General features: G+C 35.9%; 25 protein-coding genes, 1 pseudogene and 1 other annotated feature. Of the genes and pseudogenes, 6 read left to right on the forward strand and 20 right to left on the reverse strand.

The annotated features are described in order from the left end of the window. Positions 1 to 76: 76 nt before the first annotated feature. The 7 genes from BLR83_RS03940 to BLR83_RS03975 form a co-directional block, all read right to left on the reverse strand. A complete protein-coding gene (locus BLR83_RS03940; RefSeq protein ID WP_074560512.1) occupies positions 77 to 403 on the reverse strand; it encodes a helix-turn-helix domain-containing protein in 327 nt (108 codons plus the stop codon). Further along, positions 400 to 1230 carry an ATP-binding protein gene (locus tag BLR83_RS03945; RefSeq protein WP_074560513.1) on the reverse strand — a complete coding sequence of 277 codons (831 nt, stop codon included), beginning with the start codon at positions 1228 to 1230 and terminating at the stop codon, positions 400 to 402. The genes BLR83_RS03940 and BLR83_RS03945 overlap by 4 nt, the downstream gene beginning before the upstream one ends. An 8-nt stretch (positions 1231 to 1238) precedes the next feature. Continuing rightward, a complete protein-coding gene (locus BLR83_RS09780) occupies positions 1239 to 2045 on the reverse strand; it encodes a DnaD domain-containing protein (protein WP_081340992.1) in 807 nt (268 codons plus the stop codon). A gap of 2 nt (positions 2046 to 2047) precedes the next feature. After that, a complete protein-coding gene (locus BLR83_RS03960; protein WP_074560514.1) occupies positions 2048 to 2380 on the reverse strand; it encodes a hypothetical protein in 333 nt (110 codons plus the stop codon). Positions 2381 to 2437: 57 nt separating this feature from the next. Beyond that, positions 2438 to 2575, reverse strand: a complete 138-nt coding sequence (locus BLR83_RS09910; RefSeq protein ID WP_159427753.1) for a hypothetical protein — start codon at positions 2573 to 2575, stop codon at positions 2438 to 2440. A gap of 82 nt (positions 2576 to 2657) precedes the next feature. After that, the gene (locus BLR83_RS03970; RefSeq protein ID WP_074560517.1) at positions 2658 to 2909 is read right to left on the reverse strand and encodes a helix-turn-helix transcriptional regulator; all 252 of its coding nucleotides are present in this window, start codon (positions 2907 to 2909) and stop codon (positions 2658 to 2660) included. A gap of 335 nt (positions 2910 to 3244) precedes the next feature. Then, positions 3245 to 3457, reverse strand: a complete 213-nt coding sequence (locus BLR83_RS03975) for a helix-turn-helix transcriptional regulator (protein WP_074560519.1) — start codon at positions 3455 to 3457, stop codon at positions 3245 to 3247. A gap of 166 nt (positions 3458 to 3623) precedes the next feature. Between BLR83_RS03975 and BLR83_RS03980 the strand changes: the two are divergent. The 5 genes and pseudogenes from BLR83_RS03980 to BLR83_RS04000 all read left to right on the forward strand — a co-directional run. Next, a pseudogene (locus tag BLR83_RS03980) lies at positions 3624 to 3851 on the forward strand (helix-turn-helix domain-containing protein); the annotation flags it as partial. A gap of 229 nt (positions 3852 to 4080) precedes the next feature. Further along, positions 4081 to 4359: a hypothetical protein gene (locus tag BLR83_RS03985; protein ID WP_074560520.1), complete on the forward strand. Its 279-nt coding sequence runs from the start codon at positions 4081 to 4083 to the stop codon at positions 4357 to 4359. Between the two features lie 54 nt (positions 4360 to 4413). Then, positions 4414 to 4977 carry an Ltp family lipoprotein gene (locus BLR83_RS03990; protein ID WP_074560522.1) on the forward strand — a complete coding sequence of 188 codons (564 nt, stop codon included), beginning with the start codon at positions 4414 to 4416 and terminating at the stop codon, positions 4975 to 4977. Between the two features lie 229 nt (positions 4978 to 5206). Continuing rightward, positions 5207 to 6367, forward strand: coding sequence for a tyrosine-type recombinase/integrase (locus BLR83_RS03995; protein WP_074560523.1), 1161 nt, complete (start codon positions 5207 to 5209; stop codon positions 6365 to 6367). A gap of 210 nt (positions 6368 to 6577) precedes the next feature. Further along, entirely contained in the window at positions 6578 to 8704 is a 2127-nt protein-coding gene (locus tag BLR83_RS04000; RefSeq protein ID WP_419177390.1) for an LTA synthase family protein, read from the forward strand. A 263-nt stretch (positions 8705 to 8967) separates the two neighbouring features. Here BLR83_RS04000 and rplT read toward each other — a convergent pair whose 3' ends face one another. The 5 genes from rplT to BLR83_RS04025 all read right to left on the reverse strand — a co-directional run bounded on the left by rplT (position 8968) and on the right by BLR83_RS04025 (position 11490). Beyond that, the gene (rplT, locus tag BLR83_RS04005; protein ID WP_000124839.1) at positions 8968 to 9327 is read right to left on the reverse strand and encodes a 50S ribosomal protein L20; all 360 of its coding nucleotides are present in this window, start codon (positions 9325 to 9327) and stop codon (positions 8968 to 8970) included. A gap of 51 nt (positions 9328 to 9378) precedes the next feature. Further along, positions 9379 to 9579 carry a 50S ribosomal protein L35 gene (rpmI, locus tag BLR83_RS04010; protein WP_003065422.1) on the reverse strand — a complete coding sequence of 67 codons (201 nt, stop codon included), beginning with the start codon at positions 9577 to 9579 and terminating at the stop codon, positions 9379 to 9381. Positions 9580 to 9617: 38 nt separating this feature from the next. Continuing rightward, entirely contained in the window at positions 9618 to 10148 is a 531-nt protein-coding gene (gene infC / locus BLR83_RS04015; RefSeq protein WP_074560527.1) for a translation initiation factor IF-3, read from the reverse strand. 13 nt (positions 10149 to 10161) lie between these two features. Next, positions 10162 to 10289 (reverse strand) — a sequence feature (ribosomal protein L20 leader region). Positions 10290 to 10312: 23 nt separating this feature from the next. After that, entirely contained in the window at positions 10313 to 10993 is a 681-nt protein-coding gene (cmk, locus tag BLR83_RS04020; protein ID WP_074560528.1) for a (d)CMP kinase, read from the reverse strand. A gap of 14 nt (positions 10994 to 11007) precedes the next feature. Further along, positions 11008 to 11490 carry an SAG1386/EF1546 family surface-associated protein gene (locus BLR83_RS04025; protein ID WP_074560530.1) on the reverse strand — a complete coding sequence of 161 codons (483 nt, stop codon included), beginning with the start codon at positions 11488 to 11490 and terminating at the stop codon, positions 11008 to 11010. 44 nt (positions 11491 to 11534) lie between these two features. Here BLR83_RS04025 and BLR83_RS04030 point away from each other — a divergent pair, with 44 nt between their 5' ends. Further along, entirely contained in the window at positions 11535 to 11729 is a 195-nt protein-coding gene (locus tag BLR83_RS04030; protein WP_074560531.1) for a ferredoxin, read from the forward strand. On the opposite strand, the gene BLR83_RS04035 is transcribed toward BLR83_RS04030, so the two are convergent. The 8 genes from BLR83_RS04035 to BLR83_RS04070 form a co-directional block, all read right to left on the reverse strand. Continuing rightward, positions 11722 to 12210, reverse strand: coding sequence for an EbsA family protein (locus BLR83_RS04035; RefSeq protein WP_074560533.1), 489 nt, complete (start codon positions 12208 to 12210; stop codon positions 11722 to 11724). The two genes, BLR83_RS04030 and BLR83_RS04035, sit on opposite strands and share 8 nt — an antisense overlap. Positions 12211 to 12262: 52 nt before the next feature. Continuing rightward, the gene (pepT, locus tag BLR83_RS04040) at positions 12263 to 13480 is read right to left on the reverse strand and encodes a peptidase T (protein WP_074560534.1); all 1218 of its coding nucleotides are present in this window, start codon (positions 13478 to 13480) and stop codon (positions 12263 to 12265) included. 105 nt (positions 13481 to 13585) lie between these two features. Next, positions 13586 to 14167, reverse strand: coding sequence for a DUF6287 domain-containing protein (locus BLR83_RS09960; RefSeq protein ID WP_074560536.1), 582 nt, complete (start codon positions 14165 to 14167; stop codon positions 13586 to 13588). A gap of 14 nt (positions 14168 to 14181) precedes the next feature. Continuing rightward, positions 14182 to 17379, reverse strand: coding sequence for a GBS Bsp-like repeat-containing protein (locus tag BLR83_RS04050; RefSeq protein WP_074560537.1), 3198 nt, complete (start codon positions 17377 to 17379; stop codon positions 14182 to 14184). A 123-nt stretch (positions 17380 to 17502) separates the two neighbouring features. Then, entirely contained in the window at positions 17503 to 19143 is a 1641-nt protein-coding gene (locus BLR83_RS04055) for a GBS Bsp-like repeat-containing protein (RefSeq protein ID WP_074560539.1), read from the reverse strand. 83 nt (positions 19144 to 19226) lie between these two features. Further along, positions 19227 to 20153 carry a glycosyltransferase family 2 protein gene (locus tag BLR83_RS04060; protein ID WP_074560540.1) on the reverse strand — a complete coding sequence of 309 codons (927 nt, stop codon included), beginning with the start codon at positions 20151 to 20153 and terminating at the stop codon, positions 19227 to 19229. A gap of 98 nt (positions 20154 to 20251) precedes the next feature. Then, a complete protein-coding gene (locus BLR83_RS04065) occupies positions 20252 to 21778 on the reverse strand; it encodes a glycosyltransferase family protein (RefSeq protein ID WP_074560542.1) in 1527 nt (508 codons plus the stop codon). A gap of 32 nt (positions 21779 to 21810) precedes the next feature. Beyond that, complete coding sequence (locus tag BLR83_RS04070; RefSeq protein WP_074561102.1) at positions 21811 to 23073, reverse strand: hypothetical protein; 1263 nt, start codon at positions 23071 to 23073, stop codon at positions 21811 to 21813. Between the last annotated feature and the right edge of the window lies 1 nt (position 23074).

Below are 23074 nucleotides of genomic sequence, written 5' to 3' on the forward strand. Positions count from 1 at the left end.
AGCTTTAAAAGCATGTCTCTAATTTCTCTCGAGTAATTGTAATAGTTCTGCTCGAACTGCTGGATAAGTAGCTCGTTCATACTTGCCAACCTTTCCAATATTCAGCAAGGTTGACTGATGTAATGGCTGTTACTGTTTTCTGCGAAGTTAAAATTTGTTCTTTATACGGCAGTAAGCCTACATTGCGTTCCATGTCGTTTTTCGGCAAATAATAACCACCATGTCGAGTTCTGCGACTTGCAATGATTGGTTGTTTGAATTCGCATCTCAAGCGCTCTACGACCTCTTTAACGCCTCGCTCGCTGATGTCAAATTCAGACTTTAACCATTTCAGTGGGACAGGTCGCTCAAAGCTACCGTGGTTCTTAATGTAATTCAAGATGTTAATTTCTTGCTCGTTCATCGTTTGCTTTCAGCTCCTTCCGAAAATTTAAAAATACGGTCTTTATCTCCGCGCATTCCCTTTGTTAAACGATCAACAAATGCGTTGTCATAAATTTTCAAAAGCTCTGCTCGTGAGAAATTAGTATTAATTACTGTTTTAGTCCGACTGTCTAAAATATTAAACAGAAAACGGTACGTCCATTCGTTGACTGGCTTGATGTAATTTCCGGTGCATGTCTCTTTCCCTAAATCGTCTAAAATTAGGTAGTCACATTCTGTCAGCAGCTTTGTAGCAAATTCTTCTGTAAAGCGCCCATTACCATTAAAGCTAGCTTGCACACTCTGAATCAATCTTGCAACCGGCATAAATATGACGCTTTTTGGCTCATTGTAAATCTTAAATGTATCATTCAACGATTTGGCAATTGCAATCGATAGATGACTCTTCCCAACACCCGGACGCCCTTGTAAGAACGTATTACCTTCGCCACCTTTTCCGTAATAACGAACCGCCCTTTGAGCAAATGCGTGTGCTTTCTGGTCTTCGAAGTTATGCTCTTCGAAATTATTCATCGTTGCATTTTTTAAGTCGTCTGGAATAATACTGACAGATTCAAACATATTCCATGTTTTAGCAAGCATTCCATTAACTGTTTGCTGCTCAGCACTGGACTGCTTTAAACGTTCCAATTCGTCTTTTTGGCAGTCTAAACAAAAGGCTGTGCTTGTGTATTCTCCTTGCTGTTTCATACGTCTGTAATACGGTTTATTATGAATCGTGCAGACGTCGCCAGTATCTACCAGAATACCGTTGTTAATCATATATTCATAAGACATTAATTCCATAAGCACCTCTAAAATCCAAAATCTGGGTCAACAATATTATGCAAGTCTTCAGTATTACTTTTAGGAAGTCCTTTTGATTCTTGAAACTTCCGTTGTTCTTCGTCGACTTGTGCGAGAGTTTTGATACCGTTTTGCTTCCAACCTCTCAAAATGCCATTTACATATCCAAAAGAACGTTTAGCAGAATTAGCAGCTTTATCAATAGCTCTTTTAATGACATCAACTTCAAAACCATCAATTTCTAGGTAATCTAATAATTGCTCAAGTTGATTTGGACTTAAAATTCCAATTTCTTGTTGAAAGTAATCCGAAATATTTTTGATGTTGGTTGCCGATTGGTTGCTAGTTTTCTCTACTGCACTCTCCTTACCTAACCTTACCTTACCTTTACTATCCTTACCTATCCTATACTGGGTTGCCATTTGGTTGCCAAATTGGTTGTCGTTTGGTTGCCAACTGGTTGTCATTTGGTTGCCAAGTTGGTAAGAACCCGTTGGTGACACTGATAACAAGCTTTTTTCGTTTTGGTAAATGGTTGGTTTAAAACGGTCTTTGCGAATTTGATTGTTGATTTTCCAATCGCGAACAACGGTCACTCCGCTTTCAAAGATGATAATGAATCCTTTGGCTTGCAGTAATTTCAAATCATCATTATTGGCTCCGTACGCTCGACTAAGCATTTTTGCGTTACCAATAAACCCCTCATCATCCGCTTCCATACCAAGTTGGAAATAAAGAAGTTGGCTGCTTGCTGGCATATCAACAAACAAATCGCTAGATGTGATGTCTTTGCTGAACATTCTTCTTTGTGCCATTATCAATCCTCAAACAATTTTTTCAATAAATCTTCAGCCAGTCTTTCACATTTAGCTTTGCTGTCGGCTTCAATTTCTTCTGGTTCTTTGCCATCTAACGTTTTAAGCGTGTATTCAGCTTCGACTTTTAAAGGCTCTGCATTGAACATCTGTAACATTCCTTCATATTTCTCTTTGTCTTCCGTGTAAGCTTCTTCAGTAGTGTTAATTGCGTCATTAATGTCTTTACACCAGCCTACTTTAAATGCCAATGCTCTAGTTCTGTTCTTGTATTCCATCAAGAAATGTCCATTTTCTTTGCTGCGAAATACGATAAATGTTTGTGTTTGTTTCATTGTTTTCTCCTTTTTATAAAATGCTTTTTCTGGTAATTTGCGCATTCTCACCACGCATCATCCTTTCATCGCGTCTAATACTTTAATAGCGTCGTCATAATGCTTAGCTTTTGCTTCCCAACTCTCAAATACGAAAGTCGGTTGCATTGATGTTTCTTCTTTCTTCGTTCGCTTACCAACATACGGTAATGTCAACACGTATATGATCATTGCTAAACTAAAGCAGATAATAAATAAGTCCATGTTTTCCTCTTTTCTAAGCCTTGTCCAGAAGCTTTTAAATTTGATTTTCAAGCCATTTCTTAATAGCTCGTTTTGACCAACGTTTTGCTGGTAATTCTCTTGGAAAACCGTCCATATAACGGTAGGTTTGAAATGTGTCATATGAAATGCCAAGAAACTTGCATGTTTCTTGCGGTGACATCAATTCGTTAAAACCGTCATCTTGTTCAATTTCCAAAAGCTTGTTTAGTGTTTCTTTGATTATGCCTTTCAGCCAATCAGAGAATTGTTGCATTACACTATCCATGCTGTTTCCTTTCTGGTATAATGTAAGTAGTTTTGTTTTGTAAGCGCATTGTTTCGGCAATGTGCTTTTTTTGTGCTCTCGATTAGCAGTTAAAGCTCTAACAAGTTTGTCAATCGTTGTTGTCTTATCAAATATTATTGTTTAGAGTAATTTAATAACTGCGTTTTTATTTATTTTAAAGGAGGTTATCATCTTGTTAGAGCCATAGCTACTAACCGAGGGCGTGTTTCCAGCTGAGCTGGTATAGTCCTAGCACTTTTGTTAAAGTGTCAATGAGCCCGATAAAATTTTGTAACCGTGCTAGAACCGTATCAACCCAGCTGGAAACAATTACGTTAAAATACGAAATTTTCGTATTTCTTGCCTAAAAAAATATCATCAAATCCAACGTGAAATTTAAACATATATTTTTTAAGCATAACCATTCCGATATTCGAACTGTCGTATTCAAGCTTCGCAAGTGTGTTGGTAGAAACCCCAAACTCGCTTGCAAGCTCTTCTTGTGTCATCCCAGCGGCAATTCGAAGAGCTTCCAGTGTCCATTTCATATGTTCTTTTTCCTTTCTTTTTTTCTTTAGGTCTTTCAACCTTACGAGTATATTATAATACGATTTTTTCGTATTGTCAACACAAAATTAAGTTTTTTTCGTATTTTTCTTGTATTGATAATAAAAATCATATATAATAGAACCAAACATACGAGAGGAAAATAATATGGATAAAAACAAGCAACGTATGCAGATTATCGCTGATAATATTACCTATTATAGAAAGAAGAAAGGGATCACTCAGAAAGAATTGGCTGACGCTATTGGCGTTGCTCCCGGGACGATTACTGATTATATGAAACTTAGAAGCGCTCCCTCTTTCGGGATCATTCAAAAGATGGCTGATTATTTCGAAGTCGAAAAATCAGACATTGACTCAACATTTAAAGACCAGAACATCATTCACGGTGATAACAATGGTTTGAATAGTTACAACAATAGTTCTGTCACTATTAACCACGGCACTTCTAAAGAAAACTTTGATAGAAGCCACGACCAGCAGATGGCTGATTTTGAATTGCAAAAAGAAATCTTATCCTATTTAGAACAGCAAACTAATATTTTAAATCAGTTGCTATCTAATACAGAGAAGATTTTGGATAAATTAAACAAAGGGGAAGAAAATGGCACTATTTGGAAAAACAAAAAATGAAAAAACTGAAGATTACCTTGCGGCGCGTGGTGTTAAAGGTTTGTCAGAAGAAAGCTATGAGCAAGTTAGACGCGTTGCAAATGAAATGTCTGGAAACGGATTGTTAAAAGCCGGCTTAGCTTTGTCTTTTAATAACGGTGTTGATCAAGCTAAACTTTCTTATTTGTCTGCTCTTGTTGAACAAAATTGGATTTTAATCAATCAAAATCAACAAATCATTGACGAACTTAAAAAACTAAACGATAAATAAAATTACGTGCAAGCCTGAACCACGTTAAAAGCTGGAGAATGGAGAATATACATAATGAAGAAGAAAACTGTCTTTATGCTTGGGGCTACTGCTATTCTTGGCGCAGCAATGCTTGATGTTGTTAACGTACCTGCAGTTAATGAACCAACTGTTGTGTACGCTGCTACTACTACTCAAAAAACGGCATTACGACAAGCGAAAAGCTACTACAAGAACATGCACATGTCTAAGCAAGGCATCTTTGACCAATTGACTTCTGATTTTGACCAATACTCAGAAGAAGACGCTCAATATGCAGTTGACCACTTGAAAGCTAACTACAAGAAGGCTGCCTTGAAACAAGCAAAAAGCTATTACAAAAATATGCATATGTCAAAACAAGGCATTTATGAACAACTTTCTTCTGAAATGGGTGAAAAGTTCACTCCTGAAGAAGCTCAATATGCCATTGATAACTCTAACTTTGATTACAATAAAGCCGCTTTAAAACAAGCGCAAAGTTACCAAAAAAACATGGCAATGTCTCCAGACGCTATTTATGATCAATTGATTTCTGAAGCTGGTGAAAAATTCACAGAATCAGAAGCGCAATATGCGATTGATAATTTAGATAAATAAAAAACAACGCAAAAAATCCCTCACGCTCTCCACGACCAAATTTCGAGCGCAAGGGATAGATAATAAACACGAAAAAACAACTTAATTGATTACTTAAAAAATTGGAAATGGAAAAATCCAGGTTCGTTGCTTTTCGCTTATTTTATTTTATCAGAAAAGGTGGTGATGTCAAGAATTTCTCTAAGTTAAAAAGCCTTGTCCAGAAGCTATTTTTAACAAAGGAGAAAAAATGAAATACAATAAAACAAAATATCCAAATATATATACATACGAAACAAAAAAAGGCAAACGATACTACGTTCGCCGAAATTTCAAAATAAACGGCAAAAAGAAAGAAGCCACTGCTAGCAATCTCAAAACACTTGCTGAAGCACGTCACGCGCTTGCAGAAATTGAAAACAAGATTGCAAACGGTGATTATGATCCACGTAAGAACATGACTGTCAATGACTACTGGCAAATCTACAGTGGAAACCGTATTAAAACGGGGCGGTGGGCGCCTGACACGATAGCGAACAAAGAAAGCCAGTATAGAGTTTGCTTTAAAGACCGTTTTGGAAGTGTCAAGCTCAAAGACATAGAAAGAACGGATTACGAGCAATTCATTGCGCAATTGTTAAAAAGATACACAAGGATAAGTGTCATTCAAATACACGGAATTTTTGATGCAATGATAAACGATGCAGTCGTTAATGGCTACTTGGACAGAAACCCACTTTCAAAAATTTTTATTGGCAAAAGCGTTATCCCAGCAAAAGAGAAATCATTTCCTTTGGAGGATTTCAAAACGTGGGACAAGTGCGCTAGAAAGGTGCTTGATATATACAATTACACAATCGTTAGGCTTACGTATTTTGGAGCACGGCGAAGTGAGGTCATGGGCATTAGAATTTCTTCTTTAAAGCTTATAGGAACTCGTTTTAGAATACTCTTGGACGATAGTCGAACATTTCGCCGTCCAAACGGAAAAGGTATGAAAACAAAAGGCTCTGAGCGCTACATGATCGTTGATGAAGAGACAACAACTATGTTGCAAAAATGTATTGAAATAACAAAAGAAATTGCGAAGAAAGCAGGGCGCATCCTTTCAAGAAACGACTATCTTTTTTTAGACGATGGCAAAAGGTGTAGAGCAGATGCTGGTAAGCCTGTGACTCCTACACGAGTATACACGAATTTCAAAAGAGTTAACAAACATTGCGAAGTGCATGTTACTCCTCACATGATGCGTCACTTCTTTACAACACAAGCCATAATTGCAGGTGTTTCTATCGAACACATGGCAGCCGCCCTTGGCCATTCAACTTCTTACATGACGCAAAAATACACGCATATTAAAGACGAAGTGGCAAGTGAAGTTACTGATTCGTTCTTGCGTGCTATCCAGTGAAAAAAGTCCCCGTCATTGTCTCCGCCACAACACCTAATTTTGCAGAAAAACAGCGGTTATTTTTAAGCATTCGCTTTGAAAACACCTTTAAAAATGCGCTAAAACACGCTACAGTTCTGTATACTAAAAATCTTATCTTTATGATATAATGGGAACTGAGATTTTATCTTTAGGAAAAAAAGAATAAAGGAAGTTCCTACAGTGAAAAAAATGAAACAAATTATCTCTCACGTGGTGAATACACGTTTGGGATTTATTTTGACACTTTTAGTCTTGTATTGGCTAAAAACTATGTGGGCTTATCACGTTGACTTTAGTCTTGGACTAGAGAATCCGTATCAACTTTTACTCTCACTTATCAATCCTATTCCACTAGGATTGCTTCTACTCGGATTAAGCCTTTATATTAAGAGAACGCGTGTTTTTTATATCGTTAGTTGGATTATCTACACAATATTAAATCTTCTACTTATTTCCAACGCGATTTATTTCCGTGAATTTTCGGACTTCATTACTGTAAGTGCTATGCTAGCAAGTAGTAAAGTTTCTGCTGGTCTTGGTGATTCAGCTGTAAATTTGCTACGTGTGTGGGATATTATTTACATTATTGATTACATCGTTCTTCTTGCTCTATTTGCTACTAAGAAAATCAAAGTTGATAATCGTCCATTTAACAAACGCGCAAGCTTTGCTATTACGGCATTATCAACTCTATTCTTTTCAATTAATCTTTTCATGGCCGAAATCGATCGACCTGAATTGTTAACTCGTGGTTTTTCAAATGTTTATGTAGTTCGAGCACTTGGCTTGCCATCATTTACAGCCTATAGTGCTAACCAAACCTATCAAACAGAAAAAGTTCGTAGCGAAGCCACTGCTTCTGATTTAAAAGAAGCTAAAGAATATGTGTCAGAGCATTACGCAGCACCAAATTCAAAATATTTTGGTATTGCTAAAGGACGAAACGTCATTGTTATCCACTTAGAAAGTTTCCAACAATTTTTGATTGATTACCATTTGCAAGTTGACGGAAAATCATATGAAGTCACTCCGTTCTTAAACTCGCTATATCACTCAAATTCAACACTAGCTTTCTCAAACTTCTTCCACCAAGTTAAAGCCGGTAAAACATCTGATGCTGAAACCTTGATGGAAACGTCATTATTTGGTCTTAGCAGTGGTTCATACCTTGTTAACTACGGCGGAACAAATACTGCTTACGCTGCCCCATCAATCCTCGGACAAACTGGTGATTACACAAGCGCCGTTTTCCACGGTAATGTCGGTACCTTCTGGAACCGTAACAATGCCTATAAACAATGGGGCTACAATTACTTCTTTGATTCATCATATTTCACAAAACAAAACAGTGAAAACTCATTCCAATATGGATTGAACGACAAATACATGTTCGCTGACTCAATTAAATACCTTGAGCACATGCAACAACCTTTCTATACTAAGTTTATTACTGTAAGTAACCACTACCCATACTCAAGTTTAGCTGGTAATTCTGATGAAGAAGGTTTCCCATTAGCTAAAACCGATGATGAAACAATTAATGGTTACTTCGCAACTGCTAACTACTTAGATTCTGCTGTCAAAGCTTTCTTTGATTATTTGAAAGCATCTGGTTTATATGATAATTCAATTATTGTCCTCTATGGTGACCATTACGGTATTTCAAATTCAAGAAATACCGACTTAGCGCCACTTCTTGGAAAAGACTCTGAAACTTGGACAGGTTATGACAACGCTATGTTACAACGTGTTCCTTACATGATTCACATTCCAGGATTTACCGAAGGACATATCAGCAACACCTTTGGTGGTGAAGTTGATAATTTGCCAACGCTTCTACACTTGCTAGGTATCGATACAAGCAACTACGTCCAACTTGGACAAGACTTGCTTTCTAGCGATAATAAACAAATCGTAGCCTTTAGAACATCAGGCGATTATGTGACACCAACTTATACAAGTTATAGCGGTCGTCTCTACTACACTGACTCTGGTCAAGAAATTACAAACCCTGATGAAAACACTCAAGCAGCAACCAAAGCTATTCGCGATGCTGTTGCTAAACAACTTTCTGTCAGCGACGAAGTTCAAACTGGTGACCTACTTCGATTTGATAAGAATGGTCTAAAAGAAGTCGATAGTTCTTCAATTTCTTATACACATTCTCTTAAAACACTTAAATCAATCGAGAAAAAACGCGGTGACGAGTCAACTAGTCTATATAGCGAAAATGGTGACGAATCAACAGTTGACCTCTTCAAAGCACCAAGCTACATGCAACTTCACGAAAGTTCAAGTAGCTCAAGCTCTGAATAGTACTCATAATCAAAAAAGTCTTGCTAGTTTTAGCAAGACTTTTTTGATACCTTCATTTTTAAGTTTTGTCAAAATTCATCAAATGCACGTTGAATAAATAACAATACTTTCATTGTACAACTAGCTCTTAGGGCAGCCATTTTGCCTCTCCTATTGCTCTAATTTCAGCACTGATCAAATTTTATACTAAATCTATAAACTATTAAATTAGAGGTATAAAGACAAGAAAAAAGACTAACCAAAGGTTAGCCTTTTATTAATTCTTATTTACCAAGTTTAGCTTTAGCTGCATCTGCAAGAGCTGTGAAAGCTGCTGCATCGTTAACTGCTAAATCAGCAAGCATTTTACGGTTAACTTCGATTTCAGCCAATTTCAAACCGTGCATCAATTGTGAGTATGACAAACCGTTCATACGAGCTGCCGCATTGATACGAGTGATCCAAAGTTTACGGAAATCACGTTTTTTCTGACGACGGTCACGGTATGCATAGTAGTAAGAGTTCATTACTTGTTCTTTTGCAGTACGGAACAAGATATGTTTTGCACCATAGTAACCTTTAGCAAGTTTCAATACACGTTTACGACGTTTGCGTGATACAACGCCACCTTTAACACGAGCCATTTATATTCTCCTCCAAATAATTCTTAATAATATCGAGTAATTGCTTTAGTCTTATTTAAGACCTGAAAGCATTGCTTTAATACGTTTGAAATCTCCTGAGTGCACCATAGCTGCTTTACGAAGATGACGACGTTGTTTTTTAGTTTTACCGTGGAAACGGTGTGAAGTAAATGCGCGGAAGCGTTTCAATCCACCAGAACCTGTACGTTTGAAACGTTTAGCTGATGCGCGGTGAGTTTTTTGTTTTGGCATTTTAGAATTCTCCTCTTAAAATAGTTTAAAATTGACAATTATTTCTTGTCTGGAATTGGAGCAAGTTGCATGAACATTTGACGTCCATCCATTTTAGCTCTTTGCTCAATAATAGCAATATCTTGCGTTCTTTCTGCAAATTCCGCCAATACCTTTGCTCCAATTTCTTTGTGAGTAATCATACGACCTCTAAAGCGAATTGAGACTTTCACTTTGTTTCCTTTTTCAAGGAATTTACGGCCGTTACGAAGTTTAGTCTCGAAGTCACCTCTATCGATAACTGGGCTAAGACGAACTTCTTTAACAGTCACAACGCTTTGTTTTTTACGTTGTTCCTTACGTTTCTTTTGATACTCAAATTTGAACTTTCCATAGTCCATAATTTTAGCAACAGGTGGCGTAGCTTGCGGTTGAATTAGAACCAAGTCAACATTAGCGTCATCAGCAATAGCTTGAGCTTCTGATAATGGTTTAATTCCTAGTTGTTCACCATCAAGACCAACGAGACGAACTTCGCGAACGCGGATTTCATCGTTAATGAATAGATCTTTCTTAGCTATGATCTTCACCTCTTTATTTTTTTAGAGAAAAACGAAACGGACTTGATAAATCAAGCCCGCACACACGTAATATTCCAATCGGAATCTTTGACATGTTGGGCCAGACAACCGTAGTCGCAAGGCGAGAAGTTCTCACTTCTGCTTTTCTCATTGATTATATTCTATCACAGAGACTAATCCAAGTCAATGATTTTTTCCGCTTTTTCTTGAATAAATTTCACAACACCATCAATATCAACACCAGTTGTATCAAATGTGATGGCATCTTCTGCTGCTTTTAATGGTGATACCTTACGATGACTATCTTTGTAATCACGCTCTGCAATTTCACGTTTAAGCGTTTCAAAATCTGTTTCAATTCCTTTTTCTTGATTTTCTTTGAAACGACGTTCCGCACGTTCTTCAACAGAAGCAATCAAAAAGATCTTAAGTTCAGCATCTGGTAAAACAACCGTACCAATATCACGTCCATCCATGATAATAGCACCGTTTTTAGCAATACGGCGTTGTTGTTCGACAAGTTCTTCACGAACTTCTGGAATAGCTGCTACCCATGACACGTTATTTGTCACGTCATTTTGACGAATAGCGAGAGTAACATCTTTATCCCCAACAAATACTGTTTGACTGCCATCTTCTGCTCGACCAAATGACACAGGGTTATTGGCCAACGCTTTTAAAATATCTTCTACATTATCTTCTGATAATTTATTTTGTAACGCTAAGTAAGTTGCTGAACGGTACATTGCTCCAGTATCAAGATAAGTATAGCCAAGATTTTTAGCAATAATCTTGGCTACTGTACTTTTACCACTTGAAGCAGGACCATCAATCGCAATTCTAATTGATTTCATGATTCCTTTTCTTCCTAATTAATGTGTACTTCGTCTCCAGGATTTGCATACCAGTATCCTGAAGTCATGTGGTCAGGATTGAGCTCATAGAGTTTATCAACTGAAATTCCTGCACGCGCAGCAATTGACGCTGCTCCTTCACCAGACATAACTGTAATAGTATCCCCATTACCTTCACTTGATGACTCAGTTGTATCACTTGAACTAGCATCTGTAGATGCAGCTTCTGTTGATTCTTGTGAGCTTTCTGAACTTGTTGCTTCAGATGAAGAAACAACACTAGATGAAGCGCCATAAAAATTAGATGTTTCTGACGCTTTATCACCACCACGATTTGAAGTGTAAAAAACAACAAACAAAATCGCAACAACAATAACAAAGAAAACACTCAATAAAGCTGTTAACAAAGGTGTACTAATAACTGAACCTTTTGTTTTACGGCTAATTCTGATTTCGTTGTCATCGACTACTTTTTCTTCCCATGGTTGTTTTGCCATAATGTCCCCTTGTTAAATATATCAATTCATATTACAATAATAACATGAAAGTATCAATAATTCCTGAAAGATGTATCGCCTGTGGCCTCTGCCAAACCTATTCTAATCGTTTTGATTATCATGATGATGGCATTGTAAAATTTGCCGATTCTGATTCATTAGAACAAACAATTCCTGATTCAGACAAAGACACCCTTCTTGCTGTCAAATCTTGTCCAACCAAAGCTCTTACTATTTAGTAGGAGCTTTTTTCTTAGACTTATAAGCTTCAAAATAATCAAGTTTTATAAAATTATCCGTCAATTCAACAGTACCTCGAAAATCAGGATGAACGGCAAGAGCATCCAAGAAATATTTCTTAGGCCATTTGCGCATGTAAAAAATTCTATCTGCTTGATTTTTAATTTTCAAAATTAAACCTGATCTATTGACTTCAATTTTTTCAATCTGTGCAATCGCAACCCTTGATTTTTTAAATGGGTTCAGTGATACAATTCGAAGTTTCCCATCTTCTTCAATAACGAAATAACGATGGAATCCTAACCCAACTAAAATGATAAAGGCAGCAAATAAAACAAAGAATTGACTTGGTATTTTTGTCCGCTCAAATAATAATGACAAGCCGATAAACATCGGAACCATTGCAATTGACCAATAAATAATTGACCAAGATAGTTCTGGTTGCCAATGATATCGAATCTTTCCAAAGATTTTAATCATTGCGGTCCTCCATTTAGCTAATTCTAACAAATAAGGCTTAGATAAAGCTTAATTATTTTTGAACGATTCCAATAATAACATCCACTGCTTTTTCCATTGTTTGAAGACTGACAAATTCAAAGCGACCGTGCATGTTTTCCCCACCAGCAAACAAGTTTGGTGTTGGAATGCCCATAAATGAAATCTTAGAACCGTCTGTTCCACCACGAATTGGTTCGATAACTGGTGTAATGTCCAAATCTTCCATGACTTCTTTAGCTAATTCAACTGAAGTCATATCTTTTTCAATGACTTTCTTCATGTTGTAGTATTGGTCATTGAGTGTGATAAGAACACAGTCTTTACCAAGTTCAGCGTTCATCTTATCAGCGATTTCTTGAACTAATTTTTTACGATTTTCAAATGATTCATCTTCAAAATCACGAATAATGTATGAACTATGTGCTTTTTCAACAGCGCCTTCCATACCATGTAAATGGAAGAATCCTTCATAACCTTCTGTTTTTTCTGGGCGATCAGCTTCTGGTAATTGATTGTGGAAATCAATAGCTAATTGCAAAGCATTAATCATTTGATTTTTAGCAGTACCAGGGTGAACATTACGTCCCATGAAATCAATCTCTAAACTTGCAGCGCTAAATGTTTCGTATTGAAGTTCGCCAAGTGGACCACCATCAACAGTGTAAGCAAAATCAACATTGAAATCATCAACATCAAATTTATTAGCCCCAACACCAATTTCTTCATCAGGTCCAAAACCGACACGAATTTCACCGTGCTTAATCTCAGGATGAGCAACCAAATACTCAATCGCAGTCATGATTTCAGCAATACCAGATTTATCATCTGAACCAAGAAGAGTTGTTCCGTCAGTTGTTACCAAAGTTTGTCCAAGGTAGTTATTCAAATTTGGAAACTCTTCTGGTGAAAGTGCATAGCCAGATTGACCAAGTTCAATAGAACCGCCAGCATAATTTTCGATAATTTGTGGGCTGATTCCTTCAGCATTAAAATCGGCTGTATCCATGTGAGCAATAAAACCAATTTTACGTGTTTTAGTTGAATCGTTAGCTGGTAATGTACCAACAAGATAACCATTTGTTAGATAATGCACGTCTTGCAAACCAACAGACTCCATCTCAGGTTTCAAAACGTTCAAAGCAAAATCGACTTGAGTTTGAGTCGATGGCGTTGTTGTACTATCTGGATTACTACGCGTATTAATCTTAACGTAGGTCAAAAAACGATTTAATAAGTTTTCGTAAGACATCATTCACCTCTATTTTTCTCGTTAACTATTATATCACATAATCGGTTAAAAAAAACAACCCCAAGGGTTGTTTTTTAGGTCAGCTTCACTCAAAAATTGACAGCTTTATTGCGAAACGTGGTAGTATGCTTTGTTAGCTAAATCGCCAGAATTAATATCAGCTGACGAAATCAAACGATCCTTTGAAATATCTGTTGGATCAGATTGACCATTCAAATAATCTGATGAAAAAACCGTATTAGCTGGGACAATATACAAGGTAACATTTGATCTTGCACCAGTCTGAACATCTAGTAATAGAATACCATTTTGATCGATATCTAAAATATTAGGTGTCATTCCTTCGGTAGCTAATCCAGTATTATTAAAGGTTAAAACATCTCCAGATGCATTTTGCCAATTTCCTGCCATCGTAGCATAGTCTGCTTTTAAAATGGCACCTGTATAAATTGGAGCAATCTCTTGTTCAACCTGTGTTGATGAAGCTTCGGTCGATGAAGGCTGACTTTCTAAAGAAACTGACGATGACGAAGCACTACTTTTACTTGAACTTGAAGATGTTACTTTAGTACTTGTTTTCGTTGCTGTTGAAGATCGTTTGCTATGATTATTGGTATGACTTGTACAAGCTGTCACCATGCAAAGTGACAAGACTAAAGCCAGAACAAGTTTTAAACTCTTTTTCATCGCTATTCCTCCTTTTACCAAGTAAATCGACCTGTGTAATCAATACTTTCATCAAGAGCATGTGAGAGTTTTGGTGAAACACTCGTATACTGCCAAGCAGCTGTATTTGAATAATATGACAAAGATTTAGCTGATTCTTGATCTAAATAGGTATATGCATACAAGTAATGCGCTACCCATAGATTTGACAAACCAAATTTAGCTGTGTTTAGTTTTCCACCTTTAGTATCCAACCAGCTTGCCATCGTGTAGTAAACATTGTTACTGTAGCCAAGACGATTCATTTCATCTTTCCACGCTTGGGTATTACCATTAAGGTCACCGTTTAGCATGCTACGTTCTTCCATGTCATTGACCATTGCCGTTGATCCTGAAAGTCCCATCGATTGCGCTACACGAACAAAATATTGTGCTTCTGCTCTTGCTTCTGCTGCTGTTTCATAATGAGAATAATGATAAGCTGATACTCTCAAACCAGCTGCTTGCGCATTAGCGATTTGCGCCCTAGCATAAGGATTTGTGTAAGAAGTTCCTTCTGTTAACTTAACAACAACACCCGTAATTCCTTGACTCTTCAAACGTTGATAGTCACTAACGGAAATGACACCATTATGGCTACTAATATCAATGAAATAAGACGGCGCGTGTTGGGCAGGCTCATCAGCATTCAAAGCATATTGCCCTAAGTTAAATCCTGAGGTTGTATTGTCTGTGAAATCAACATAAACGTGAACAGTATAGTTACCTTTGATGTAGCCATGATTTTTCTCATTAACCATGACAGTCACTACACCATCATACACATCAGAAGTTGTGTACCAATGAAGGTTAGATTGATTACTTTCTGACCAGACTGCAACACTAACTGATTTAATCTTCTTAGTGTATTCAGATTCAGCAATTCGAACTTTCAAAGTCCCATTGTTGGCATCATGATTTTGGACAGACACTGATGGATCAACAACATACTTATCTGTTGATAAATCAACACCGTTTGTCGATGATAAAGCTTCTAATGAATGACTAACTTGGCTTTGACCATAGATATGAATATTGTAATGGCCAGATTCAAAGTTATGTTCTTTAGGCGAGAAGGTTAAGATATAAGTCCCATCAGATTGTTTAGTAGCCTGATACCATTTAATATCATCTTGACCGTTCAAACTTGTCCAAACTGGAATTGTAATACCAGTTACATACACTGGAACATTTGAAACAGTCACCTTAACTTTAACGTCGCTTTCTTTTGTAACTGTCGCTTTAATCTCTGGTTTCGGCACATTAATGCTTGTTGCACTGATACATGTCATTTGACCATTGATAACAGCGTAGGTATGGATAAGATATGTTCCATAATCGCCAGTATATTTTGCTGTTAATTGACCATCTGATGGAACTTGATACCAGATAAGATCGTCTTGATCATTCTTAGCCGACCAAACCGCATGCATAACTTTTAAATTTGAGCTAACATCGCTCGGCATACTGATTTGAATACCATTCTGACCTAAACTTGCTTGAACCTTAACATCACCAAATTGGTAATCAGATTCAAAACGTGTTCCAAGCAAAGCTGTTTGACTATTTGTGACACGGCTATTTCCATAAACGTGAACATTGTAAGTACCAGCTTCAAGGTTATGAGTTGCTTCACTAAAAATAACATAGTATGAGCCATCAGCAGCTTTAGTAGCCTTATACCATTGAATGTCATCTTGACCATTCTTTTCAGTCCACGTTGGCACTTGAATACTATCAATGTAAACCGGAACATCCGTAATTGTGACTTTATAGGTTGTTGGACTTTCTTTTGTAATTTTTGCTTTAGCACTTGGTCTTGGCACGTCAATACTTGTCGCACTGATACATGTCATTTGACCTTTAATCACAGCGTAAGTATGGATAAGATAAGTGCCATAATCACCAGTGTACTTAGCTGTCAGTTGACCATTAGCTGGAACTTTGTACCAAATCAAATCGTCTTGGTCATTTTTGGCTGACCAAACAGCATGGTAAACGGTCATATCTGAGCTAACATCACTTGGCATGCTGATGTGGATACCATTAGCGGTTAAAGTTGGTTGAACTTTAACATCACCAAACTGATAATCTCCTTGGAAACTTGTACCAGTAAGACCTATTAGCAAATTCGTAACCGCACTTGTCCCATAAACGTGGACATTATATTTACCGCTTTCTAGGTTGTGCTCAGCGATACTAAAGGTTCTTGTAAAAGTGCCGTCAGAATTTTGAGTAGTACTATACCACTGAATATCATCCTGACCACCTTTTTCTGTCCAAGTTGGTAGTTGAATACTAGTGATGTAAGCTGGGATATCACTGACTGTCACTTTGTAAGTTGTGCCATCAACCTTTGTGATTGTCACCTTAGCACTTGGTTTTGGCACATCAATGGTACGACCGTTTAAGCCAATCATTTGACCATTGAGATTTTGGTAAGTATGGATATTGTATTTTCCGTATGAACCAGTGTATTTGGCTACGACATGTCCATTGCTATCAGCTGTGTACCAAATAAGATCATCTTGACCATTGACCTCAGACCAAACGGCAAACATGATTTTAGCACCTGCTGGAATAGCTTGATTATACTGAATATCAAAGCCTTTATTAGTCAAGGTCGCGCTGGTTACTTCTTTTACAACAGCTTTAGAAGCAGCTAATTGATTAATTACCTTTTGACTAGCAGCTTGAACAGCTGATGTTAAGACCTTTGACTCAGCAAGGTTTGACAACGAAGTCTTATCAGAAACATGATCTGTTGTAGCATCAGATGATTGTGACTCTTGTACCGCTGAATTATCAACGTTATTCTCTTCAGAATTTCCTGCTGATTCCTTATTATCTTCAGAAATTGAAGGATTAATCAGACTGGTTTGGTCATCGGCATTTTTTTCAGCTTCTTGACCATCAGCAATTGCTGAATCTTGCTTATCAGCATCGGTTAAATTTTGTGATTCATTTTGAACTTCAGATGATGGTAATGAGTTGTTTGTTTCATTATCATCAGAGATAACACTATCACTATTTAATTGAAGTGAACTAGACTGCTCTACCGATGATTGAACATTCTCAGTTACTGTCGTTGATTGGGTGGTTGTGTTTTCGTCAGCGAAAACTTGCCCCGAACTTAAAAAAGCTCCTATAATAATCGGAGATACTAGGCAGCTTCGAAGGATATTCTTTTTCAAATCAATCCCCCTCTTTCTATTCTTTACTCATATCCATTTTATCATGATTTTGTAAGCCCTTCAAGCACATATGCTTTCGCTAAACAAAAGAAGGCAGCGATTTCAAAATCACTGCCTAAAATATTAATCTGGATAAATGTAAGAAACATCACCACCCCAGAATGAATCGAGTGGGTTAAACCATCCACGGAAATTACCGATGTATTGTTTACCAGCGTAGTTAGATTCTTTAACTTGGATACGGGTGTTACTTGACACATCTGTTACATAAGCAACGTGTCCGTAGCCATTACCATCATGTGGCCAAACAACGATTGAACCTACTCTTGGTGTTGTTCCAACTCTGAAACCTTTGGCACGCGCATTAACTGCCCAGCCCCCAGCATTTCCAAGCCAGTTTGGAATCCATGGCGCCAAAGACTTGACCGCCCATGTACATTGCCCAACTGGATAGGTATTAGTTTCGTTGATATATGTTGTAATACGAGGAGATGGTGTAGCGTTAGGTTTATAGTTTTGATCAGAAAGATTAAATGTTGCTGTTGAATTATCTGAATAAATAACAGTCGCAACTACAGAAAAAGTATCCGCTTGATTATTAATCGATTTCAAGTCAATGCTTTGACTAATTTTTCCGTAACTACTTGTACCTGCTTCATAAGTTTTTGTTTTTTGAGGATTCGATTTAGAGGTAACCTGAACCTTAAGTTTTGAAACCCTTTTAGACATAGCTTTTTCCGTAACATTTACTTTAAACGAACCATTTGCTGTGTTTACATTACTAATACCAACTTCTGGATTTTCTAAACCACTAATTTGATCTACGTGGAATCCTGGTGTTCCACTCAATGCTTCAAAACTATTAGTAATAGAGTTGTCGCCATAGATATGCACACCGTATGTTCCTGTGTCAAATCCATGGTTTGACAGCTGAATTGTTGCCTTATATGAGTTATCGCCAACTTTGGTTGCCTTATACCATTTTAAATCATCTTGATTATTCACCGTTGACCAAACTGGAACTGTAATTGAAGTAATATATTCCGGAACATCATTAATCAAAACATCATAAGTTTTATCTGAAGTTTGAACAATTTGATACGATATCTCTTGTTTATCAATAATAATATCCTGACCATTAATTGCAGTCAATTTTCCATCTTGTGCTAAATAGGTATGAACAAAATATCTTCCATAACCTTTATGATTATTTAAATCGATTCTTGTTATTCCTTTCCCAGAATCATCATACCATCTTAAATCATCTTGGTCATTTTCTTCTGACCAGACAGCATATTTAATTGTCCCATTAGATGGTGCATTAATGTCTGTTGAAAGCTGAAGCGCACCATTTTTAACACTTACTTGAGGTGCTTTAGGACTAATTTTAAGACTTTCTAAGGCAGTACCCGATACACGACCATCAGAATAAGTTGTGTAAACATGAGTAATATATGATCCAGCTCTATTTCCATAATCTGCTAGATTTACCTTAACTTTTGCTTGACCATTAATAACATCAGTTGTATTGTACCATTTAAGATCATCTTGACCGTCTTCTTCTGACCAAACTGCAACATCGATTCGAGTAATGTCCTTACAATCTTTAGTCTTTTGCGACATAACTTCAAAAGATTTGCTGACTTCATCAAACGGTGTTTTAGTCACTAAGGCATCAGATTGTTGATCCGCCATAGCAGAGTTAGTAAGAAATGCCATGCTAAGCACAGCTGTTGACAATAAAGCTGATTTGATTTTATTCAAAAAGCTGTTCTCCTTTATAATATAATGTTGTACATTATATTAATTCGGAAAAACAGCTAAAAAACTTTATAAAATATTAAATTTTATCCTTTTTCTTTAACGATATAAACTGGTCGTTTTTTAGTTTCAAGGAATATCTTAGAAATGTATTTTCCGATAATCCCTAAAGCAAGCAACTGGATACCACCAATAAACAAAATGATACAAACCAAACTTGCCCAACCTGAAACACTACCACCAATTGTGAGTTTGCGAATAATGATAAATAGAATTCCAAGAATAGAAGCTAAAAATGAAACTGACCCAGCCCATAGTGAAAGATTCAATGGCGCTTCAGAAAAATTAATAAACCCTTCCATAGAGTATTTGAATAAGCTCCAAAAACTCCATGACGTTTCACCTGCCACGCGCTCGCGATTTTCATAAGCGATATACGTTACATTAAATCCAACCCAAGAGAAAATTCCTTTTGAGAAACGATTAACTTCACCAAGTTCTAAAATACTGTCTACAACTTGACGAGTCATCAAACGGAAATCACGCGCACCATCAACCATCTCTGTATCAGAAACAGCATTGATAATTTTGTAAAACATCTTTGAAAAGAAAGAACGGATAACTGGCTCTCCCTTTCGATCAGCACGACGCGTTCCTACAACATCGTAACCTTCGTTGATTTTTTGATACATCTCAATCAACAACTCAGGTGGATCTTGTAAATCGGCGTCCATAACAGTGATAAAATCACCATCTGCAGCCTCAAGTCCAGCTAACAAACCAGCCTCTTTACCAAAATTACGTGAAAATGACAAATAATGAACATTTTCAAAACGGCTAGCAACATCTCGAAGGACCTTTAAGGTTTCGTCTTTTGAACCATCATTGACAAAGATATAATCAAACATCAATTGGTCCTTCATTTTACTTTCAATTTTTTGAGTTTCTTCTAAAAATGGATAGATTGTTTCTTGCTCATTATAGCAAGGAACAACAATAGATAATTTTTTCATTAGATAATAAGCCTTTCAAAAGCTAGTGTTCACTTTAGTATACCACAAACTACTTATAAAAAAAATGGTGAATTTGCTCATTCACCATTTAAAAATACCTAATTGATATTTTTCAAACGTTCCGCAACATAGCTGATTCCAACAGCTGCCAAAGGGATGATGAGATAGACATATGGATAAACATACTGACTCTTAGTTTCCCAAATTAAGTGAAATATGAAACCACCAGAAAGATATATTATTGGTATCAAAGTAAATAAACTATCTTTTGGTTTATCAAATAATTGAATAAAAATAGCGAGAAGAACAGCAACATATATGACAGCAAGTAATAAAGCAGAAAAATAATACACAACTTTATATAGTGTCTTACCTTCATAAATGCTCGACATCAATTGACCTCTAATCTTCTGTCCCTCAACTGGCATTTTTATAACAGGACCTGACCAAATAGATTCAAATAAACTATCTGTCCATGTTGATAAAAATTTATTTTTAAAGAAATTGAAAGTATATTGAGGATGCTCAACCATGTATTCTATTCGAGTTGTGATTTGTTTCTTACTAGCCTCTTCAATCTTTTCTGAATTACCACTATATTCGTTATACACATTTTCAACATATGCATCATACCATCCAGCAACACGATTATAAAGTGGTGTATCATTCAACCCCATTGCCACCCATGCTATTTTAGGTTCTCCATCCAAATTTGTTTTGTTGGCTAAACTTTTATAGTGGTAAGATACTAAATTATTACTTCCATAAATCGACAAAGCAAGTAAAACTATAAAAGCCAAATTTTTCCATGATTTATGTTGTAATAAGTCAAGTACTAAGACTATAAAAATAGTTACTATTAATATAATATAATTGTTTCTGATAAAATCTGATAACGTTAAAAAGATTATACTCAACAGCATCATTGACCATGATTTTTTTTCAAAATAGATTTGCAAAAAGAAAAGTCCAACAATTGCAAAAAACAAACCAAAGGTCAAACCATAAACAAATAAAATATTAAAAAGATGTGATAAAAAAGCAAACGAGAGGATTATTACAAGTTTTGAAATGCTTTCCTTTTTTAATACTCGTTTTGTTATTCTCCAGAGAAAGAAATTATCAACAATAGAAAATATCAAGTTTATAATAAAGAATGCCTTAATATTACTTTCGCCAAAAACAGTCAAAATCAATCGTTCAAAACTAACTAAACCTAGTTGATGAGGATATTTGTGAAGGTACCCTGATATATCCGTTAAAGATTGAATATCTCCATTATTTAATGCTTTTGCTGCTTCTAAAACAGCTAAAGCATCATGACGAATCACATCATTTTGATGAAAAATTAGATAAACTCCAACAAGAATATAAAATATCGAACCAAAAATGAATAACGTTGTTTCATTAATATACTTCAACAAACGTAACAACAAAAATATCAAGCATACAAAAATAACTAAACTAGCAAAAAAAGCCCAACCATTTAAGTGTATATTTGATAACTCTGAGCCATCCATTGGCATATTACTTCTCACCAATATACTTGATACTCCTAAAAGGGTAAACAACAATAATCCCCAAATAAGAATGGCTTTTTGTCCTAAAAATGCTAAAAATTTCAACAAAATTCTCCTTAATAAAAGAGTAATATACTTCAAATTGTCATTCTATGTTTTATACTATCACTACCGCAGTCTTTTTTAATATCACCTGAGATTTCTATCAGTAATAATAAACTAACAATTGTAAATGAAAAAATGAGCGGTGTATATGTTCTAAGACCTGAAGCATAGATTGTTGGAGATAATGAAACTGTCATTCGTGAAGCATATCCGGCTACCAAAATAATCAAAGCAGTTAATCCATTTTGCCACTTTCTAAACATTAGAAATACCACTGCTGCAATAGTACATAAAATCAAAGTGTATAAAACTAGCGGATAAAGGTTTTCTTTTAGACTAAAATAGTTTGGAATTTCACTTTTATTTTGATTATCAATTGTTCTTTGAACTGCAGTTAGTAAACTATTCATAGCTAATCTTTGCGTTATGACTGTGTAGATTACAGTTCCTGAGATAAAAGTTATAAAATATTGTTTTTTTATAATCGATACAACGATAATTAAAACTAAAAATAGATAAACAATATTTAATTCTGACGTAACAAATAACACACGATTTGTTTCTAAATATCCTTTAATAATTTTAACTGGGAAAGAAATGGTTTCAAAACCAGGATACCAAATCTTGGTTTCAGTAGCTAATCTATTTGCAGATCCTGAGCAAAGCAAACCAGAAACTAGCCCCAATAGCGATACACAAGTTGCGATAAAATAATTTTTATTTATTCTTTTACGTTCTAAATATGAACTAATAAGAGCAAAAACAAATAGAATGAATGCATAAACCGTAAATTGTTCTTGCATACAAGCAAATACAAGAAACGGCAAAGATAATATTGTATACCAATGTTTCTCCTGAATGATACAATACCACGCAATAACAAAGGAAATCATTGGAAAAAGATAATTAGTAACTGTTGCAATCAAACCAGCACTTGTGAAAAACAAACTTGGAAAAGAAAGTAGAAAAATAACAGGCGATACAAATTGTAATTTTCTGTACTTCTCTTCTCTTAGAAAAATTCCATTAAAACAATAGAAAAAAATTGCTAAAGAAATAAGCATAGTTACATCAAATAGCAAATAATGATTTGACATAAACATTGTAACTGATTCAATCAACAATCTACTTGACCATGTTTTATAGCGATAAATAGCAAATTCAAAAAAGCCAAATTTTTGAGCCATATGAGCAAAGCTAGTCTGATCTCCGGCATCATTAATATAAATAATAGACTCTAACGTGAATAAGAAACTTATAAAAGCATAGTAGAGTGGTAAAATAAATTTTTTCATT

The organism is Streptococcus equinus, assembly GCF_900101445.1.
GTDB classification, from domain to species: domain Bacteria; phylum Bacillota; class Bacilli; order Lactobacillales; family Streptococcaceae; genus Streptococcus; species Streptococcus equinus_B.

Coding starts and splice junctions, on each gene's coding strand:
- BLR83_RS04030 (WP_074560531.1), top strand. CDS start 11,535: ATGAAAGTATCAATAATTCCTGAAAGATGTATCGCCTGTGGCCTCTGC.
- BLR83_RS04070 (WP_074561102.1), bottom strand. CDS start 23,073: ATGAAAAAATTTATTTTACCACTCTACTATGCTTTTATAAGTTTCTTA.
- BLR83_RS09780 (WP_081340992.1), bottom strand. CDS start 2,045: ATGGCACAAAGAAGAATGTTCAGCAAAGACATCACATCTAGCGATTTG.
- BLR83_RS03970 (WP_074560517.1), bottom strand. CDS start 2,909: ATGGATAGTGTAATGCAACAATTCTCTGATTGGCTGAAAGGCATAATC.
- BLR83_RS03945 (WP_074560513.1), bottom strand. CDS start 1,230: ATGGAATTAATGTCTTATGAATATATGATTAACAACGGTATTCTGGTA.
- BLR83_RS03985 (WP_074560520.1), top strand. CDS start 4,081: ATGGCACTATTTGGAAAAACAAAAAATGAAAAAACTGAAGATTACCTT.
- rplT (WP_000124839.1), bottom strand. CDS start 9,327: ATGGCTCGTGTTAAAGGTGGCGTTGTATCACGCAAACGTCGTAAACGT.
- BLR83_RS03940 (WP_074560512.1), bottom strand. CDS start 403: ATGAACGAGCAAGAAATTAACATCTTGAATTACATTAAGAACCACGGT.
- BLR83_RS03995 (WP_074560523.1), top strand. CDS start 5,207: ATGAAATACAATAAAACAAAATATCCAAATATATATACATACGAAACA.
- BLR83_RS04060 (WP_074560540.1), bottom strand. CDS start 20,153: ATGAAAAAATTATCTATTGTTGTTCCTTGCTATAATGAGCAAGAAACA.
- BLR83_RS04035 (WP_074560533.1), bottom strand. CDS start 12,210: ATGATTAAAATCTTTGGAAAGATTCGATATCATTGGCAACCAGAACTA.
- BLR83_RS09960 (WP_074560536.1), bottom strand. CDS start 14,167: ATGAAAAAGAGTTTAAAACTTGTTCTGGCTTTAGTCTTGTCACTTTGC.
- rpmI (WP_003065422.1), bottom strand. CDS start 9,579: ATGCCAAAACAAAAAACTCACCGCGCATCAGCTAAACGTTTCAAACGT.
- BLR83_RS03960 (WP_074560514.1), bottom strand. CDS start 2,380: ATGAAACAAACACAAACATTTATCGTATTTCGCAGCAAAGAAAATGGA.
- BLR83_RS04025 (WP_074560530.1), bottom strand. CDS start 11,490: ATGGCAAAACAACCATGGGAAGAAAAAGTAGTCGATGACAACGAAATC.
- pepT (WP_074560534.1), bottom strand. CDS start 13,480: ATGTCTTACGAAAACTTATTAAATCGTTTTTTGACCTACGTTAAGATT.
- BLR83_RS03990 (WP_074560522.1), top strand. CDS start 4,414: ATGAAGAAGAAAACTGTCTTTATGCTTGGGGCTACTGCTATTCTTGGC.
- cmk (WP_074560528.1), bottom strand. CDS start 10,993: ATGAAATCAATTAGAATTGCGATTGATGGTCCTGCTTCAAGTGGTAAA.
- BLR83_RS03975 (WP_074560519.1), bottom strand. CDS start 3,457: ATGAAATGGACACTGGAAGCTCTTCGAATTGCCGCTGGGATGACACAA.
- BLR83_RS04000 (WP_419177390.1), top strand. CDS start 6,578: ATGAAACAAATTATCTCTCACGTGGTGAATACACGTTTGGGATTTATT.